Below are 15,109 nucleotides of genomic sequence, written 5' to 3' on the forward strand. Positions count from 1 at the left end.
TGTCTTGTTCAATGACGTTCCTGTAAAACTCATAGAGTTGGGCACTCATTAAACACGACGGCGTTTTGGAGGGCGGCATCCATTATGAGGTACTGGAGTCACGTCACGAATTGCAGTTACTTCTAAACCAGTTGCTTGCAATGAACGAATCGCTGCTTCACGACCAGAACCAGGTCCTTTAACAGTTACTTCAACACTTTTCAATCCATGTTCCATTGCAGCTTTTGTTGCAGTTTCAGCAGCCATTTGAGCAGCGAAAGGAGTTGATTTTTTACTACCTTTAAACCCTAATGAACCTGCAGATGACCATGCTACAGCGTTACCGCTGGCATCAGTAATCATGACGATTGTATTATTGAAAGTCGAATGAATATGAGCAATACCAGTTTCAATATTCTTCTTCACACGACGTTTACGATTGACTTTCTTTGCTACCATGAAGATTTATACCTCCTTCACTAATTATTTTTTCTTACCAGCAATAGCGCGAGCTGGGCCTTTACGAGTACGAGCATTGTTCTTAGTGTTTTGTCCACGTGTAGGCAAGCCGCGACGATGACGGATTCCACGGTATGAACCGATTTCCATCAAACGTTTGATGTTTAAGTTAGTTTCACGACGAAGATCGCCTTCAACTTTTAATTTATCAACTTCAGCACGGATAGCGTCTGTTTGTTCGTTAGTTAAGTCACGTACACGAACATCTTCAGAAACGCCTGCATCGGCCAAAATTTGTTTCGCTGTAGTATTTCCAATACCATAAATATAAGTAAGAGAAATTACCACGCGTTTATCACGAGGAATATCTACTCCTGCAATACGAGCCATACTTAATTACACCTCCAATTATCCTTGACGTTGTTTATGTTTTGGGTTTGCTGGGCAAATCACCATAACGCGTCCATTACGACGGATTACTTTACAATGTTCACACATTGGTTTTACTGATGGTCTTACTTTCATGATTATACCTCCTGAAGTTTTACGGAGTACAACTTACTTAAAGCGATAGGTAATGCGACCACGGCTCAAATCATATGGAGAAAGTTCTACTGTAACCTTATCTCCAGGCAAGATTCGAATATAATACATCCGGATTTTACCAGATACGTGTGCAAGAACTTCGTGTCCATTTTCCAATTCGACTTTAAACATTGCATTCGGCAAAGTTTCGACGACTGTTCCTTCGATTTCAATCATATCTTCTTTTGCCACGCAGAGTACCTCCTTGTAGTTGTTTCGCATTTTCACACGATAAAATGGCGGAAACTGCAGTTCCCACCGTAATTCTAAAGTTAAACTTCTAAAAGCTAGAAGTCGGACTGACAAATTCTATCATAAAACATCGAACTTGGCAAGATAAACTGCATCTCAAGTCGGCAGGCAAAATTATTTTTCGATAATCTTTTCTACATCCGCAAATACGGCATCAATTTCACGATCTCCATCAACTGGATATAACAGACCTTCTTCATCATAGTAAGCTAAAATTGGTTCGCTGTTTTTGATGTTCACAGACAAACGGTTTTTAACTGTTTCTGGCTTATCATCTTCACGTTGGTAAAACTCATGACCGCCACAACGATCGCAAGTACCTTCTACTTTTGTAGGATTGAAGATTTTATGATAAGTCGCACCACAGTTGCGGCACATGAAGCGTCCTGCCAAACGTTCAACTAACACTTCTTCTGCTACTTGAATTTCAATCACAGCATCAATCTTTTTATTCAAGTCCGCTAACATTTCAGCTAATGCTTTGGCTTGATCTAAAGTACGAGGGAAGCCGTCCAATAAGAACCCTTTATCTGTGTCCTTTTGAGCTAAGCGTTCCTTCACGATACCGTTAGTAACTTCGTCTGGGACCAAATCCCCTGCATCCATATAAGATTTTGCTTTCAATCCGAGTGTTGTCTCGTTTTTGATTGCTTCTCGGAACATATCCCCCGTGCTGATATGTGGAATATTGTACGTTGCAACGATTCTTTCTGCTTGTGTTCCTTTTCCTGCCCCCGGCAGTCCCATTAAGATCAGGTTCATTGTTTTCCCTCCTAAGTAATTGAAGCGAGAACGGCGTTGAGGAAGACCCTCAACACACGAATCTACTCTTCATCCATGAATCCGACATAACGTCGTTTCAACATGAGTCCTTCTAATTGTTTTGCAGTTTCTAATGCAACACCAACAACGATCAAAAGACTAGTACCGCCCAAACCGATTGATTGAGGCAGATTCCAAACCATTTGCGCGATGATTGGGATCAAGGCGATCAAACCTAAGAAAATAGCTCCGACCACACTTAAGCGCATCAAAATTGCAGAAACATATTCTTCAGTTCCTTTACCTGGTCTTACACGAGGAATATAACTTCCTTGTTTTTGTAAATTCTCTGCCAATTTTTCAGGATTAACCTGAACAAATGCATAGAAGAATGTAAAGGCAACGATCAGAACAGTATAAATCGCAGCACCTGGAACGGTATTGTAACTAAATAACTTAGTTAACATTTCGTACCAGCCTTCCGCTTGATATCTGCTAGCTAATGCTTGCAACACCGCATTTGGAGTAGCAATGAATGAGCTGGCAAAGATAACAGGGATAACTCCGGCAGCATTTACTTTTAATGGTAGATAACTGCTTGTTGGAGCGCCAACGACTTGTTTTGTATATTGAATCGGAATTTTTCTTTCCGCTTGCTGGAAGTACGTTACGAAAACGACGATCAACACGATAGCGACAAGTAAAATTACAACAAAAATGACTGATTTCCAAAGATCACTAGAATCGATGTTCACAAAATAATCGTCATAAATATCTTTGATACTCTCTGGTAATCGAGAAATGATCCCCGCAAAGATGATCATCGATACGCCATTGCCGATTCCTTTTTCAGTAATCTGTTCTCCCAGCCAAGTAACGAACATCGTACCAGCTGTAAGAATGATACCGATCGTAACGAACGTTTGAACGTTACGGTTTGGAACAAAACCAAATTGTGCAAAATAATCAAAACCTGCTGTAATACTGACAGACTGGATGAAAGCCAATACTAAAGTCAAATAGCGAGTAGCTTGATTCAACTTTTTACGACCGACTTCCCCTTGTTTTGACCACTCAACAAATTTAGGAATGATATCCATCTGCAACAACTGAATAACGATTGAAGCAGTGATATATGGGGAAACCCCCATTGAGAAGATCGAGAAGTTTTGCATGGCTGAGCCACTGACCATGTTCAGCATTCTGAAAAATGGCATTTCACTCAGACCTTGCAATCCATGCGCGTCAACTCCCGGTACAGTGATCTGTGCACCTAACCGGAAAACTAATAGCATTAAGACGGTAAACAATATCCGTGATCGGATGTTCTTAACTTTGAATGAATCCTTTAAAAGTTTGAACATTAAATCACCTCGATTGAACCACCAGCAGCTTCAATTGTTTCTTGAGCATGTTTAGAGAATTTTGCTGCTTTAACGGTTAGTTTTTTATCTAATGATCCGTTTCCTAAAACTTTGATTCCAGCTTTTTCGTTTTTCACGATTCCAGCTTCCACTAAAGCAACTGGTGTTACTTCAGCTCCATCTTCAAAACGATTTAAGACATCTAGATTGACTACAGCGTATTCTTTACGATTCACGTTAGTAAATCCGCGTTTTGGCAAACGACGGAATAAAGGAGTTTGACCACCTTCAAAACCTAAACGTACACCACCGCCTGAACGAGCCTTTTGACCTTTTTGACCACGTCCAGATGTTTTTCCGTTACCTGATGAAGTACCACGTCCAACGCGGTTGCGAACTTTACGTGAACCTTCGGCAGGTTGTAATTCATGAAGTTTCATTATATTGGGCACCTCCTTAGATTTTAATCATCATTGTCTATTAAACTTCTTCTACGTCCACTAAATGAGACACTGTGTTAACCATACCTTTGATTGCATCATTGGCAGGTTTAACAACTGTGCTGTTCATTTTTTTAAGACCCAACGCTTTAACAGTGTCACGTTGGTTTTGAGGACGTCCGATAATACTGCGTTTTAAAGTGATTTTTAATTCAGCCATGTCATTCGTCCTCCTTAATTAGCTAAGTTTTCAACAGAGATGCCACGTAATTGTGCCACTTCTTCTGCTTTTTTCAATTGAGTCAAGCCTTCAACAGTTGCACGAACAACGTTGATTGGTGTGTTTGAACCTAAAGATTTAGAAGTTACATCGGCAACCCCAGCTAATTCCAAGACGGCACGAACTGGTCCACCAGCGGCAACTCCAGAACCTTCAACGGCTGGTTTCATTAAGATACGTCCGCCGCCGAATACACCAATGACTTCGTGAGGAAGCGTAGTTCCTACCATTGGTACTTCGATTAGGTTTTTCTTAGCGTCTTCGATTGCTTTACGAATTGCTTCAGGTACTTCTTGAGCTTTACCAGTACCAAAGCCTACGTGACCGTTTTTGTCTCCGACAACAACTAATGCTGCGAAACGTAGACGACGTCCACCTTTAACAACTTTAGTAACACGGTTGATCGCTACAACGCGGTCTTCTAATTCCAAATGTTTTGGATCGATATAAACCATGAATGGTGTTCCTCCTTCTCCTAAAATTCTAGTCCATTTTCGCGAGCTGCTTCAGCTAAAGCTGCTACACGGCCATGGTAAAGGTATCCACCACGGTCAAAGACTACTTTCTTAATTCCTTTTTCTGATGCACGTTCTGCTACTAGTTTCCCAACAGCTTGTGCTTGTTCAGTTTTGTTTCCACCTGAAATTTCTTTATCCAAGGCAGAGGCACTTGCTAGCGTCACACCCGCTACGTCATCAATAATTTGCGCGTAGATGTTTTTGTTAGAACGAAAAACGTTCAAGCGTGGGCACTCAGCAGTACCAGAAATTTTTCCGCGAACGCGCATGTGGCGTTTTTGGCGTGTTTTATTCTTGTCTGGTTTTGTAATCACAATTGTCACCTCTTTAATTAAGCTGGCCTAAGCCGCGTGTAGGTTCGACCTACTATTTACCAGTTTTACCTTCTTTACGACGTACGTATTCGCCAACATAACGGATACCTTTGCCTTTATAAGGTTCTGGAGGACGAGTTCCGCGGATTTTCGCAGCTAATTCGCCTACTACTTCTTTGTTTGATCCCTTAACAATTACTTGAGTGTTAGAAGGAACTTCGATTGTAACGCCTTCTGGAGCTACCATCTCAACTGGATGTGAGTAACCAACGTTCAATACAAGTTTTGACCCTTGTAATTGTGCACGGTACCCAACCCCGATTAATTCTAATGCTTTTTGGAACCCTTCAGAAACACCAACAACCATGTTATTGAAGTTTGCACGAGTTGTTCCGTGGATTGTTTTCATTTCTTTGCTGTCATTTGGACGAGTAAATGTTACTTCATTTCCTTCGATGCTCATTTTGATATCAGAAGAAAAAGTACGCGTTAATTCACCTTTAGGTCCTTTAACAGTTACGTCGTTCCCGTTTTGAGTTACTTCAACTCCTGCAGGCAAAACGACTAATTTATTACCAATACGGCTCACTTAAAGACACCTCCTCATGGATTGTTTGTTCTTACCAAACGTAAGCTAGCACTTCGCCGCCGACGTTTTTGCCTCTTGCTTCTTTGTCGGTTACTAAACCTTCAGAAGTAGAGATGATTGCGATACCTAAACCGTTTAATACTTTTGGTACTTCGTCAGCTTTGACATAAGCACGCAAGCCTGGTTTAGAGATACGTTTCAAGTTCGTGATAACACGTTCGTCATTTTTACCGTATTTAAGGAAAACACGGATCATGCCTTGTTTGTCATCTTCGATATATTCAACATCACGTACGAAACCTTCACGTTTAAGGATTTCTGCGATGTCACGTTTGATTTTTGAAGCAGGTACTTCTACTGAGTCGTGTTTTACCATGTTGGCATTACGAATACGAGTTAGAAAATCTGCAATTGGATCTGTCATGACCATTGAACTGTTTACCTCCTTTATGCGAGTTTATTTTACCAGCTAGCTTTCTTCACGCCGGGAATTTGACCTTTGTAGGCAAGTTCGCGGAAGCAAATACGGCAAAGATGAAATTTACGATAAACTGAATGTGGACGTCCGCAACGTTCGCAGCGAGTATATTCTTGCGTTGAATGTTTTGCAGGGCGTTTGTTTTTAGCAATCATTGATTTTTTAGCCAATTTTTTCGCCTCCTTGATTATTTTTGGAATGGCATTCCAAGTTGTGTTAATAATTCGCGAGATTCTTCGTCTGTCTTAGCAGTTGTTACAACAACGATATCCATACCGCGGACTTTATCAACTAAATCATAATCTACTTCAGGGAAGATCAATTGTTCTTTGACACCTAAAGTAAAGTTACCACGGCCATCAAAGGATTTTTTGCTTACTCCGTGGAAGTCACGTACACGTGGAAGTGATACAGACACTAATTTGTCTAAGAACTCATACATTCTTTCTCCACGTAGTGTTACTTTCGCACCGATAGGCATTCCTTCACGTAAACGGAAACCAGCGATTGATTTTTTAGCTTTAGTGATAATTGGTTTTTGACCAGAAATCAATGCTAATTCTTCAACAGCTTTGTCTAAGTTTTTTGCGTTTGATACCGCATCACCAACACCCATGTTGATGACGATTTTCTCAACTTTAGGAACTTCCATAACTGAATCATAGTTAAATTTTTCCATCAAAGATGGTGTAATTTCACTTACAAATTTTTCTTTTAGGCGGTTCATCTATAAGATCCTCCTTCCTTGTTTAATTATTTATCTAGAGCTTCGCCGGTTTTTTTAGAAACACGGACTTTCTTACCGTCAACCACTTTGTAGCCAACGCGTGTCGCTTCTCCATTTGAAGGGTCGATCACCATAACATTAGATGCATGAATTGGTGCTTCTACCTCAACGATTCCGCCTTGAGGGGCTTCTTGAGAGGCTTTTTTGTGTTTTTTCACGACATTGACGCCTTCAACAACGACTTTGTCTTTTTTAGGAAGGGCTTCTAATACTACGCCTTCTTTATTTCTGTCTTTACCAGAGATAACTTTTACTTTATCGCCTTTTTTAACGAACATTACTGTTGCGCACCTCCTTTGGTTGAATCTTCCGATTATAATACTTCCGGTGCCAATGAAACGATCTTCATAAAGTTGCCTTCGCGTAGTTCACGAGCGACAGGTCCGAAGATACGTGTTCCTCTTGGGCTCTTGTCATCACGAATGATAACAGCTGCATTTTCATCAAATTTGATATAAGAACCGTCAGTACGACGAGCGCCTGATTTAGTTCGAACGATAACGGCTTTAACGACTTCACCTTTTTTGACAACACCACCTGGCGTTGCTTGTTTAACCGTAGCAACAATCACATCACCGATATTTGCAGTTTTGCGACCAGATCCGCCAAGAACTTTAATAGTTAAAATTTCACGAGCGCCTGAGTTGTCCGCAATTTTTAAACGACTTTCTGCTTGGATCACTTGTGTATCCTCCTTTCAGATTTAAGAAACATCTATATAGGAAAATCTCGTGTGATTAGATAATCACTGCTTTTTCAACAATTTCAACCAGACGGAAACGTTTGGTAGCTGATAATGGACGAGTTTCCATGATTTTCACGATATCGCCAATTTTTGCTTCATTGTTTTCATCGTGAGCTTTGTATTTTTTAGAATACTTCATACGTTTACCGTAGATTGGATGGTTCTTTTTGGTTTCAACGACAACAGTGATCGTCTTGTCCATTTTGTCAGATACCACGCGTCCTTGATAAACTTTACGTTGATTTCTTTCTTCAGTCATACTGGAAATGGCCTCCTTCCACTATTTGTCAGCTTGTTCGCGCAACACAGTTTTAATGCGTGCAATCGATTTACGTACTTCTTTAATACGTGCAGTGTTCTCTAATTGACCTGTTGCTAATTGGAATCTAAGATTAAACAATTCTTCTTTTAATTGTTTTTCTTGATCAATCATTTCGGCAGTGGTTAATTCTCTGATTTCTTTAACCTTCATTCGATTCACCACCCATTTCCTCACGTTTTACGATCTTCGTTTTCATAGGTAATTTGTGAGAAGCAAGACGTAATGCTTCACGAGCGACTTCTTCAGGTACGCCGGCGATTTCAAACATGATCTTGCCGCGTTTAACTGGTGAAACCCAACCTTCAGGAGCACCTTTACCTTTACCCATACGTACGCCGATAGCTTTAGATGTATATGATTTGTGAGGGAAAATTTTGATCCACACTTTCCCACCACGTTTCATGTAACGAGTCATGGCGATACGTGATGCTTCGATTTGGCGGTTAGTAATCCAATGTGATTCAACAGCTTGTAAGCCGAATTCACCAAATGCGATTTCTTTTCCACCTTTAGCTTCTCCACGCATTTTTCCGCGGAATTCACGACGGTGTTTTACACGTTTAGGTACTAACATGTCTATTTCCCTCCTTTCTCAGTGTTTTTCTTTGTAGGAAGAATTTCTCCACGATAAATCCACACTTTAACTCCTAGTTTTCCGTATGTTGTATTCGCTTCTTCCCAAGCGTAGTCGATGTCGGCACGCAATGTATGAAGAGGAACTGTCCCTTCAGAGTATCCTTCTGAACGAGCGATATCCGCACCATTCAAACGACCAGATACTTGAGTTTTGATTCCTTTAGCGCCAGAACGCATAGTGCGTTGGATCGCTTGTTTTTGTGCACGACGGAAAGCAACACGATTTTCTAATTGACGCGCGATTCCTTCTCCGACTAGTTTAGCATCTAAATCTGGTTTTTTGATTTCAACGATGTTGATGTGAACTCGTTTACCAGTTAATTTGTTCAATTCTTTTCTTAGGCTTTCGACTTCAGATCCGCCTTTACCGATAACCATACCAGGCTTAGCTGTGTGGATTGAAATGTTCACACGGTTTGCAGCGCGTTCGATTTCAACTTTTGACACAGCGGCATCAGCAAGTTTCGTTGCGATGAACTTACGGATTCTCAAATCTTCGTGTAGAAATTCAGCATACTCTTTTTCGGCATACCATTTAGCATCCCACTCACGGATGATGCCTACACGCATTCCAATAGGATTTACTTTTTGACCCACTGATTATCCCTCCTTATTTTTCTGATACCACAACGGTGATGTGACTTGTACGTTTGTTGATTGGTGAAGCTGAACCTTTTGCACGTGGACGGAAACGTTTCATTGTTGGTCCTTCGTTAACAAATGCTTCAGAAACTACCAAGTTCTCAACATCTAAGTCAAAGTTGTTCTCTGCGTTAGCAACTGCGGACATCATCACTTTTTCGATGATTCCAGCAGATTTGTTTGGTGTGAATTTCAAAATTGAAATTGCTTCTGCTACGCTTTTTCCTCTAATAAGATCGATTACTAAACGTGCTTTACGAGGAGAAGTGCGAACTGTTTTTGCAGTTGCCTTAGCTGATGTAATTTGTTCTGCCATGTTAATATCCTCCCCTCAAAATTAACGTCTTGTTTTCTTATCGTCGGCGGCATGTCCACGATAAGTTCTTGATGGTGCAAATTCACCTAATTTATGTCCTACCATGTCTTCTTGGATGTAAACTGGCACATGTTTGCGTCCGTCATAAACAGCAATAGTAAATCCTACAAAGTTAGGAAAAATTGTTGAGCGACGAGACCAAGTTTTGATAACTTTTTTCTTTTCAACACCTTGTTGCGCTTCGACCTTTTTCATCAAATGATCATCAGCGAAAGGTCCTTTTTTCAAACTACGACCCATGGTGTACCTCCTCTCAAAATATGCGACACATAGTCAATGATATTATTTAGTCTTACGACGTACGATAAGCTTGTCAGATGCAGCTTTCTTGTTACGCGTTTTGTAACCCAATGCAGGTTGTCCCCATGGAGATACTGGAGCTTTACGTCCAACTGGAGCTTTACCTTCACCACCACCGTGTGGGTGATCATTAGGGTTCATTACGCTACCACGTACAGTTGGGCGTTTGCGCATCCAACGAGAACGTCCAGCTTTACCGATGTTGATCAATTCGTGTTGTTCGTTACCAACAGAACCGATTGTTGCACGGCAAGTAGCTAAGATCATGCGAACTTCGCCAGAATTCAAACGTACTAATACGTATTTTCCTTCTTTACCAAGTACTTGTGCACTTGTACCAGCTGAACGGATCAATTGTCCGCCTTTACCAGGTTTCATTTCAATGTTGTGAACAACAGTACCAACTGGAATATTTTCTAGTGGTAGTGCATTCCCGATTTTAATATCTGCATCTGGTCCAGATACTACAGTCATGCCAACTTCTAAGCCTTTAGGGGCTAAGATGTATGCTTTCACTCCATCTGTATAATGAACTAATGCAATGTTTGCTGAACGGTTCGGATCGTATTCGATCGTTTGAACCTTAGCAACCACGTTATCTTTGTTACGTTTGAAGTCGATAACACGGTATTGACGTTTATGTCCGCCACCTTGATGGCGTACTGTAATGCGACCGTTGTTGTTACGACCGGCGTTGTTTTTCAATGGTTGTAATAACGTCTTTTCAGGCGTTGAAGTAGTGATTTCAGCGAAATCAGAACTTGTCATATTACGACGACCATTTGAGGTAGGTTTGTACTTTTTAATCGCCACGTCTAGTTTCCCTCCTATTTACTAGTGATTTTCTAACGCCTATTCAGCGTCGAAAAGTTGAATTTCTTTTGAGTCTTCAGTCAAAGTCACAACAGCTTTGCGACGTTTTTTCGTGAAGCCTTGGTATTTACCCATACGTTTTGCTTTTGGTTTAGCATTCATAATGTTTACATTTTTAACTTTAACGTCGAAAGCAGCTTCAACCGCTTGTTTGACTAAAGTTTTATTCGCACGAGTGTCTACTTCGAAAGTATATTTCTTTTCATCCATGTCTAACATAGATTTTTCAGTGATCACTGGGCGTTTGATTACGTCTAGTAAGTTCATTATGCAAGCACCTCCTCAATTTGAGTAAGAGCAGTTTGCGTTGCTAAGATTTTGTCATTAGCGACTACATCTAATACAGTAACGTTGTCTGAAGTAGTTACAGTTACGTTTGATAAGTTACGAGCAGCTAAGCCTGCAACTTCGTTTTCTGTTTCTAAAACAACCAATACTTTTGATTCGATAGACAAGCTAGTTAAAACTTGTTTGAATTCTTTTGTTTTAGGTGCGTCAAAGCTTAAAGCGTCAACAGCAACTAAGTTATTTCCAGCAACTTTTTCTGATAAAACAGATTTGATTGCTAAGCGACGAACTTTTTTAGGAAGTTTGTAGCTGTATGAACGTGGTGTAGGTCCGAAGACGATACCACCTCCACGCCATTGTGGTGAACGGATAGAACCTTGACGAGCACGTCCAGTTCCTTTTTGACGCCATGGTTTGCGACCACCGCCACGAACTGCGCTACGATTTTTCACAGCGTGTGTTCCTTGTCTCAATGAAGCGCGTTGCATAACGATTGCATCGTAAACAACACTTTCATTTGGTTCAATTCCGAAGATTTCTTCATTTAAAGTGATGTCACCGTTTTGAGTTCCATCTTGTTTGAATAATGCTACAGTTGGCATTCCTTAGTTCCTCCTTTCCTATAACTAATTATTTAGCTTTCACAGCTGTTTTGATAGTGATTAAAGATTTTTTAGCTCCAGGAACATTCCCTTTTACTAAGATGACGTTGCGGTCAGCGTCAACACGAACAATTTCAAGGTTTTGAATTGTTACGCGGTTGCCACCCATGCGACCAGCAAGTTTTTTATTTTTAAATACGCGGTTCGGTGCAACAGGACCCATAGATCCAGGACGACGGTGGTAACGAGAACCGTGAGCCATTGGGCCGCGGCTTTGTCCGTGACGTTTGATAACGCCTTGGAATCCTTTACCTTTAGTCGTTCCGGTAACATCAATGATGTCTCCAGCTTGGAAAGTATCAACTTTCACTTCTTTACCTACTTCATAGTCTCCTAGCTCAACATCTTTGAATTCTCGAATGAAGCGCTTAGGAGCCGTGTTTGCTTTTGCAACATGACCTTTCGCAGGTTTGTTAGACAAAACTTCACGCATATCTTGGTAGCCTAATTGAACAGCTTCGTAGCCATCGTTTTCCATTGTTTTCACTTGTAAAACAACGTTTGGAGTAGCTTCGATTACAGTTACTGGAATTAGTTCGCCAGATTCTGTGAAGATTTGAGTCATTCCCACTTTTTTCCCTAAGATTCCTTTGGTCATGATTACACCTCCATCTTCTTATTATAGTTTGATTTCAATATTCACACCTGATGGTAAGTCAAGCTTCATTAAAGCATCGACTGTCTTCGGTGTTGGGTTCACAATGTCAATCAGACGTTTGTGAGTACGCATTTCGAATTGTTCGCGTGAATCTTTGTATTTATGAGTCGCACGGATTACAGTGTAAAGACTGCGTTCAGTTGGTAATGGAATTGGACCAGACACGCTAGCTCCAGTTCTTTTTGCAGTTTCCACGATTTTATCCGCTGATTGATCTAAAATACCATGTTCATACGCTTTTAAACGGATACGAATTTTTTGTTTTGCCATCTTGTTCCCTCCTTCGCCTATTTTAAAAAGTAGACATAGCTCCACGAAAATCTCCGTCACGCTCGTTCGTGGCAAAGCGTCCGGGCGTGTCGCAACCTCTCGTTTCAAAGCCGGCGGATTCTTTTCTGAACCCCCCAGTGATATTCGCACTTCTGCAAACAGCACCTTTATGATTATATTACATGAGACCACTGATTGCAAGGATTTTCTAAGAAACTTTCGATTTTCTGTATTGTTTTCTGAAAACACATTTGCAGAGAAAACTTTTGGCTTTACTTCTATATAATATAAATAGATTTATGACGTTATTTGTTTTTCATCAATCGCTGATAAAACTTTTTCGCAAACGTATACGCATCCCCTGGCCAACGGGCCGAAATGTAATTACGGTCTTGTAACACAAAGGCTGGTTTCTCATTATTCAATGAATCTCTACGCAACGAAAATCCTCCTGAATGAAATTGGCCCGAGTCTCTCAAAGCAAATTTCACTTCATCTTCAACTGTTATTTGGTAAGTACGATAATAATCTCTCAACCACATAGCTGTTAGATAATAAGCGCCCAACTCCTGCCCTTTCAATAAGGACGTTGTTTGATAGTCGTAAAGTACAGATTTTCTCGTTCGCGGATCGATTGACCTTGCCGCCAAAACTGTCCCATGGCAAATCGCACCAATTATTTTTTGATTAACAAAAAAATCTACAACCTTTTCTTGTAAAACATCGGATTCTAAATATGATTTCATCCCCTTATCATGCCCACCGGGTAATATAATTCCATCGTATTCAGATGTTTGAATTTCAGAATAGCTGATTGGATTTAGAAAAGCTTCACTTTCAACCATCTGTTGATAAGCTTCAATCGCTTCAGAATCAGCCATCAAGAATTTCGTGAAGACACCAAAACCTTTGCCTGTAATTAAACGGGCATCAGCTGCGGCGACTTGACCATCAGGTGTGGCAAAAATGATTTTCATACCTTTACTAGTTAAATACCACCACGGGACAGCGGCTTCCGTTGGGTCGAACCCATATCGCGGCAACGGGATAAGTATCATTTCAATCTTCCTCTCATAGCATCATGGGGCTATGATACTAAATTTCTCACCTAATAGGAACTAATCGTATTCGATCCCTTACAAGTTAACATTGTTAAATAAAACTTTGGCTACTAGTTTGTTTTCAAACTTTCATTATCATCTTAAAACGTAAAAAAGGCTCACCGAAAAATCGGTGAGCCTTTTACGTCCGAGCATAAATTTTAAGTGTAAAGTTGATTAAGCTTTGATTGTAGTTACAACGCCTGAACCAACAGTACGTCCGCCTTCACGAATAGAGAAACGAGTTCCGTCTTCGATCGCGATTGGGTGGATTAATTCAACTTCCATAGTTACGTTATCACCAGGCATTACCATTTCAGTACCTTCTGGTAGATCAACAACACCAGTTACGTCAGTTGTACGGAAGTAGAACTGAGGACGGTAGTTAGTGAAGAATGGAGTATGACGTCCACCTTCTTCTTTAGTTAAAACGTAAACTTCTGCAGAGAATTTTGTATGTGGAGTAATTGAAGCTGGTTTAGCCAATACTTGTCCACGTTGGATGTCTTCACGTGCAACACCACGTAATAATGCACCGATGTTATCGCCTGCTTCAGCGTAGTCTAACAATTTACGGAACATTTCAACACCTGTAACAGTTGTTTTAGCAGTTTCGTCAGCAATACCTACGATTTCAACTTCGTCACCAACGCGAACTTGTCCACGTTCAACACGACCAGTTGCAACAGTACCACGACCAGTGATTGAGAATACATCTTCGACTGGCATCATGAATGGTTTGTCAGTATCACGAACTGGTGTTGGGATGTATTCGTCAACAGCAGCCATTAATTCTAAGATTTTTTCTTCGTATGAAGCGTCGCCTTCTAAAGCTTTCAAAGCTGAACCTGCGATAACTGGAGTGTCGTCGCCTGGGAAGTCGTATTCTGTTAATAAGTCACGTACTTCCATTTCAACTAATTCAAGTAATTCTTCATCGTCAACCATATCCATTTTGTTTAAGAATACAACGATGTAAGGAACACCAACGTTACGAGATAACAAGATATGTTCACGAGTTTGAGGCATAGGGCCATCAGCAGCAGATACTACTAAGATAGCTCCGTCCATTTGAGCAGCACCAGTGATCATGTTTTTAACGTAGTCCGCGTGTCCTGGGCAGTCAACGTGAGCGTAGTGACGGTTTTCAGTTTCGTACTCAACGTGAGCAGTATTGATAGTGATTCCGCGTTCGCGTTCTTCAGGTGCTCCGTCGATTTGAGCGTAGTCCATTGCTTGCGCTCCGCCTTGTTTAGCAAGTACAGTTGTAATTGCAGCTGTTAAAGTAGTTTTACCATGGTCAACGTGTCCGATAGTACCAATGTTAACATGGGGTTTTGAACGGTCAAATTTTTCTTTAGCCATTTAAAATGTTCCTCCTAAGTAAATGAGATTAGTTTTTTATCTGATAGGTCCGCACCACACAAGCG

The 15,109-nt window shown here is 40.8% G+C and carries 29 protein-coding genes; all 29 read right to left on the reverse strand.

Annotated features, from left to right (window positions below):
* Positions 1-48: 48 nt before the first annotated feature.
* Positions 49-438, reverse strand: coding sequence for a 30S ribosomal protein S11 (gene rpsK / locus E6139_RS05035; protein WP_016179483.1), 390 nt, complete (start codon positions 436-438; stop codon positions 49-51).
* Between the two features lie 24 nt (positions 439-462).
* Positions 463-828, reverse strand: a complete 366-nt coding sequence (gene rpsM / locus E6139_RS05040) for a 30S ribosomal protein S13 (protein WP_010747198.1) — start codon at positions 826-828, stop codon at positions 463-465.
* Between the two features lie 18 nt (positions 829-846).
* Positions 847-963, reverse strand: coding sequence for a 50S ribosomal protein L36 (rpmJ, locus tag E6139_RS05045; RefSeq protein WP_010742772.1), 117 nt, complete (start codon positions 961-963; stop codon positions 847-849).
* 33 nt (positions 964-996) lie between these two features.
* The gene (infA, locus tag E6139_RS05050; RefSeq protein WP_010742771.1) at positions 997-1,215 is read right to left on the reverse strand and encodes a translation initiation factor IF-1; all 219 of its coding nucleotides are present in this window, start codon (positions 1,213-1,215) and stop codon (positions 997-999) included.
* 174 nt (positions 1,216-1,389) lie between these two features.
* Positions 1,390-2,037, reverse strand: coding sequence for an adenylate kinase (locus E6139_RS05055; RefSeq protein WP_316401965.1), 648 nt, complete (start codon positions 2,035-2,037; stop codon positions 1,390-1,392).
* A gap of 62 nt (positions 2,038-2,099) precedes the next feature.
* Positions 2,100-3,401 carry a preprotein translocase subunit SecY gene (secY, locus tag E6139_RS05060; RefSeq protein ID WP_316401966.1) on the reverse strand — a complete coding sequence of 434 codons (1,302 nt, stop codon included), beginning with the start codon at positions 3,399-3,401 and terminating at the stop codon, positions 2,100-2,102.
* The gene (rplO, locus tag E6139_RS05065; protein ID WP_316401967.1) at positions 3,401-3,841 is read right to left on the reverse strand and encodes a 50S ribosomal protein L15; all 441 of its coding nucleotides are present in this window, start codon (positions 3,839-3,841) and stop codon (positions 3,401-3,403) included. Before rplO ends, secY begins: the two co-directional genes overlap by 1 nt.
* Before the next feature lie 40 nt (positions 3,842-3,881).
* Complete coding sequence (gene rpmD, locus E6139_RS05070) at positions 3,882-4,061, reverse strand: 50S ribosomal protein L30 (protein ID WP_010747202.1); 180 nt, start codon at positions 4,059-4,061, stop codon at positions 3,882-3,884.
* 14 nt (positions 4,062-4,075) lie between these two features.
* The gene (rpsE, locus tag E6139_RS05075) at positions 4,076-4,576 is read right to left on the reverse strand and encodes a 30S ribosomal protein S5 (protein ID WP_316401968.1); all 501 of its coding nucleotides are present in this window, start codon (positions 4,574-4,576) and stop codon (positions 4,076-4,078) included.
* Between the two features lie 20 nt (positions 4,577-4,596).
* Entirely contained in the window at positions 4,597-4,953 is a 357-nt protein-coding gene (gene rplR / locus E6139_RS05080) for a 50S ribosomal protein L18 (protein WP_010782050.1), read from the reverse strand.
* A 52-nt stretch (positions 4,954-5,005) separates the two neighbouring features.
* Complete coding sequence (gene rplF, locus E6139_RS05085; RefSeq protein ID WP_316401969.1) at positions 5,006-5,542, reverse strand: 50S ribosomal protein L6; 537 nt, start codon at positions 5,540-5,542, stop codon at positions 5,006-5,008.
* A 31-nt stretch (positions 5,543-5,573) separates the two neighbouring features.
* Positions 5,574-5,972 carry a 30S ribosomal protein S8 gene (gene rpsH, locus E6139_RS05090; protein WP_010747206.1) on the reverse strand — a complete coding sequence of 133 codons (399 nt, stop codon included), beginning with the start codon at positions 5,970-5,972 and terminating at the stop codon, positions 5,574-5,576.
* 32 nt (positions 5,973-6,004) lie between these two features.
* Entirely contained in the window at positions 6,005-6,190 is a 186-nt protein-coding gene (locus E6139_RS05095) for a type Z 30S ribosomal protein S14 (RefSeq protein ID WP_028020384.1), read from the reverse strand.
* Between the two features lie 17 nt (positions 6,191-6,207).
* Positions 6,208-6,747, reverse strand: a complete 540-nt coding sequence (rplE, locus tag E6139_RS05100; RefSeq protein ID WP_010742762.1) for a 50S ribosomal protein L5 — start codon at positions 6,745-6,747, stop codon at positions 6,208-6,210.
* Positions 6,748-6,773: 26 nt separating this feature from the next.
* Entirely contained in the window at positions 6,774-7,085 is a 312-nt protein-coding gene (gene rplX, locus E6139_RS05105; RefSeq protein ID WP_010747208.1) for a 50S ribosomal protein L24, read from the reverse strand.
* A 35-nt stretch (positions 7,086-7,120) separates the two neighbouring features.
* Positions 7,121-7,489 carry a 50S ribosomal protein L14 gene (rplN, locus tag E6139_RS05110; RefSeq protein ID WP_010782054.1) on the reverse strand — a complete coding sequence of 123 codons (369 nt, stop codon included), beginning with the start codon at positions 7,487-7,489 and terminating at the stop codon, positions 7,121-7,123.
* Between the two features lie 55 nt (positions 7,490-7,544).
* The gene (rpsQ, locus tag E6139_RS05115; protein WP_010742759.1) at positions 7,545-7,811 is read right to left on the reverse strand and encodes a 30S ribosomal protein S17; all 267 of its coding nucleotides are present in this window, start codon (positions 7,809-7,811) and stop codon (positions 7,545-7,547) included.
* 21 nt (positions 7,812-7,832) lie between these two features.
* Positions 7,833-8,024: a 50S ribosomal protein L29 gene (gene rpmC, locus E6139_RS05120; protein WP_316401970.1), complete on the reverse strand. Its 192-nt coding sequence runs from the start codon at positions 8,022-8,024 to the stop codon at positions 7,833-7,835.
* Positions 8,014-8,448: a 50S ribosomal protein L16 gene (gene rplP / locus E6139_RS05125; RefSeq protein ID WP_010742757.1), complete on the reverse strand. Its 435-nt coding sequence runs from the start codon at positions 8,446-8,448 to the stop codon at positions 8,014-8,016. Before rplP ends, rpmC begins: the two co-directional genes overlap by 11 nt.
* 2 nt (positions 8,449-8,450) lie before the next feature.
* On the reverse strand, positions 8,451-9,107 hold the full coding sequence (gene rpsC, locus E6139_RS05130) for a 30S ribosomal protein S3 (RefSeq protein ID WP_316401971.1): 657 nt from the start codon (positions 9,105-9,107) through the stop codon (positions 8,451-8,453).
* Between the two features lie 13 nt (positions 9,108-9,120).
* Positions 9,121-9,468: a 50S ribosomal protein L22 gene (gene rplV / locus E6139_RS05135; RefSeq protein ID WP_010742755.1), complete on the reverse strand. Its 348-nt coding sequence runs from the start codon at positions 9,466-9,468 to the stop codon at positions 9,121-9,123.
* Positions 9,469-9,489: 21 nt separating this feature from the next.
* Positions 9,490-9,768, reverse strand: coding sequence for a 30S ribosomal protein S19 (rpsS, locus tag E6139_RS05140; protein ID WP_010782058.1), 279 nt, complete (start codon positions 9,766-9,768; stop codon positions 9,490-9,492).
* A 42-nt stretch (positions 9,769-9,810) separates the two neighbouring features.
* Positions 9,811-10,641, reverse strand: a complete 831-nt coding sequence (gene rplB, locus E6139_RS05145; protein WP_316401972.1) for a 50S ribosomal protein L2 — start codon at positions 10,639-10,641, stop codon at positions 9,811-9,813.
* A gap of 39 nt (positions 10,642-10,680) precedes the next feature.
* Positions 10,681-10,968 carry a 50S ribosomal protein L23 gene (locus tag E6139_RS05150; protein WP_010747215.1) on the reverse strand — a complete coding sequence of 96 codons (288 nt, stop codon included), beginning with the start codon at positions 10,966-10,968 and terminating at the stop codon, positions 10,681-10,683.
* Entirely contained in the window at positions 10,968-11,591 is a 624-nt protein-coding gene (gene rplD / locus E6139_RS05155) for a 50S ribosomal protein L4 (RefSeq protein ID WP_316401973.1), read from the reverse strand. Before rplD ends, E6139_RS05150 begins: the two co-directional genes overlap by 1 nt.
* A 28-nt stretch (positions 11,592-11,619) precedes the next feature.
* The gene (gene rplC / locus E6139_RS05160) at positions 11,620-12,249 is read right to left on the reverse strand and encodes a 50S ribosomal protein L3 (protein ID WP_316401974.1); all 630 of its coding nucleotides are present in this window, start codon (positions 12,247-12,249) and stop codon (positions 11,620-11,622) included.
* Between the two features lie 21 nt (positions 12,250-12,270).
* On the reverse strand, positions 12,271-12,579 hold the full coding sequence (rpsJ, locus tag E6139_RS05165; protein ID WP_010756438.1) for a 30S ribosomal protein S10: 309 nt from the start codon (positions 12,577-12,579) through the stop codon (positions 12,271-12,273).
* 305 nt (positions 12,580-12,884) lie between these two features.
* Positions 12,885-13,637: a type 1 glutamine amidotransferase domain-containing protein gene (locus tag E6139_RS05170; RefSeq protein ID WP_316401975.1), complete on the reverse strand. Its 753-nt coding sequence runs from the start codon at positions 13,635-13,637 to the stop codon at positions 12,885-12,887.
* A 219-nt stretch (positions 13,638-13,856) separates the two neighbouring features.
* Complete coding sequence (gene tuf, locus E6139_RS05175; protein ID WP_216406140.1) at positions 13,857-15,044, reverse strand: elongation factor Tu; 1,188 nt, start codon at positions 15,042-15,044, stop codon at positions 13,857-13,859.
* Positions 15,045-15,109: the final 65 nt, after the last annotated feature.

Source organism: Enterococcus sp., assembly GCF_032555305.1.
In the GTDB taxonomy this organism is placed as follows: Bacteria; Bacillota; Bacilli; order Lactobacillales; family Enterococcaceae; genus Enterococcus_A.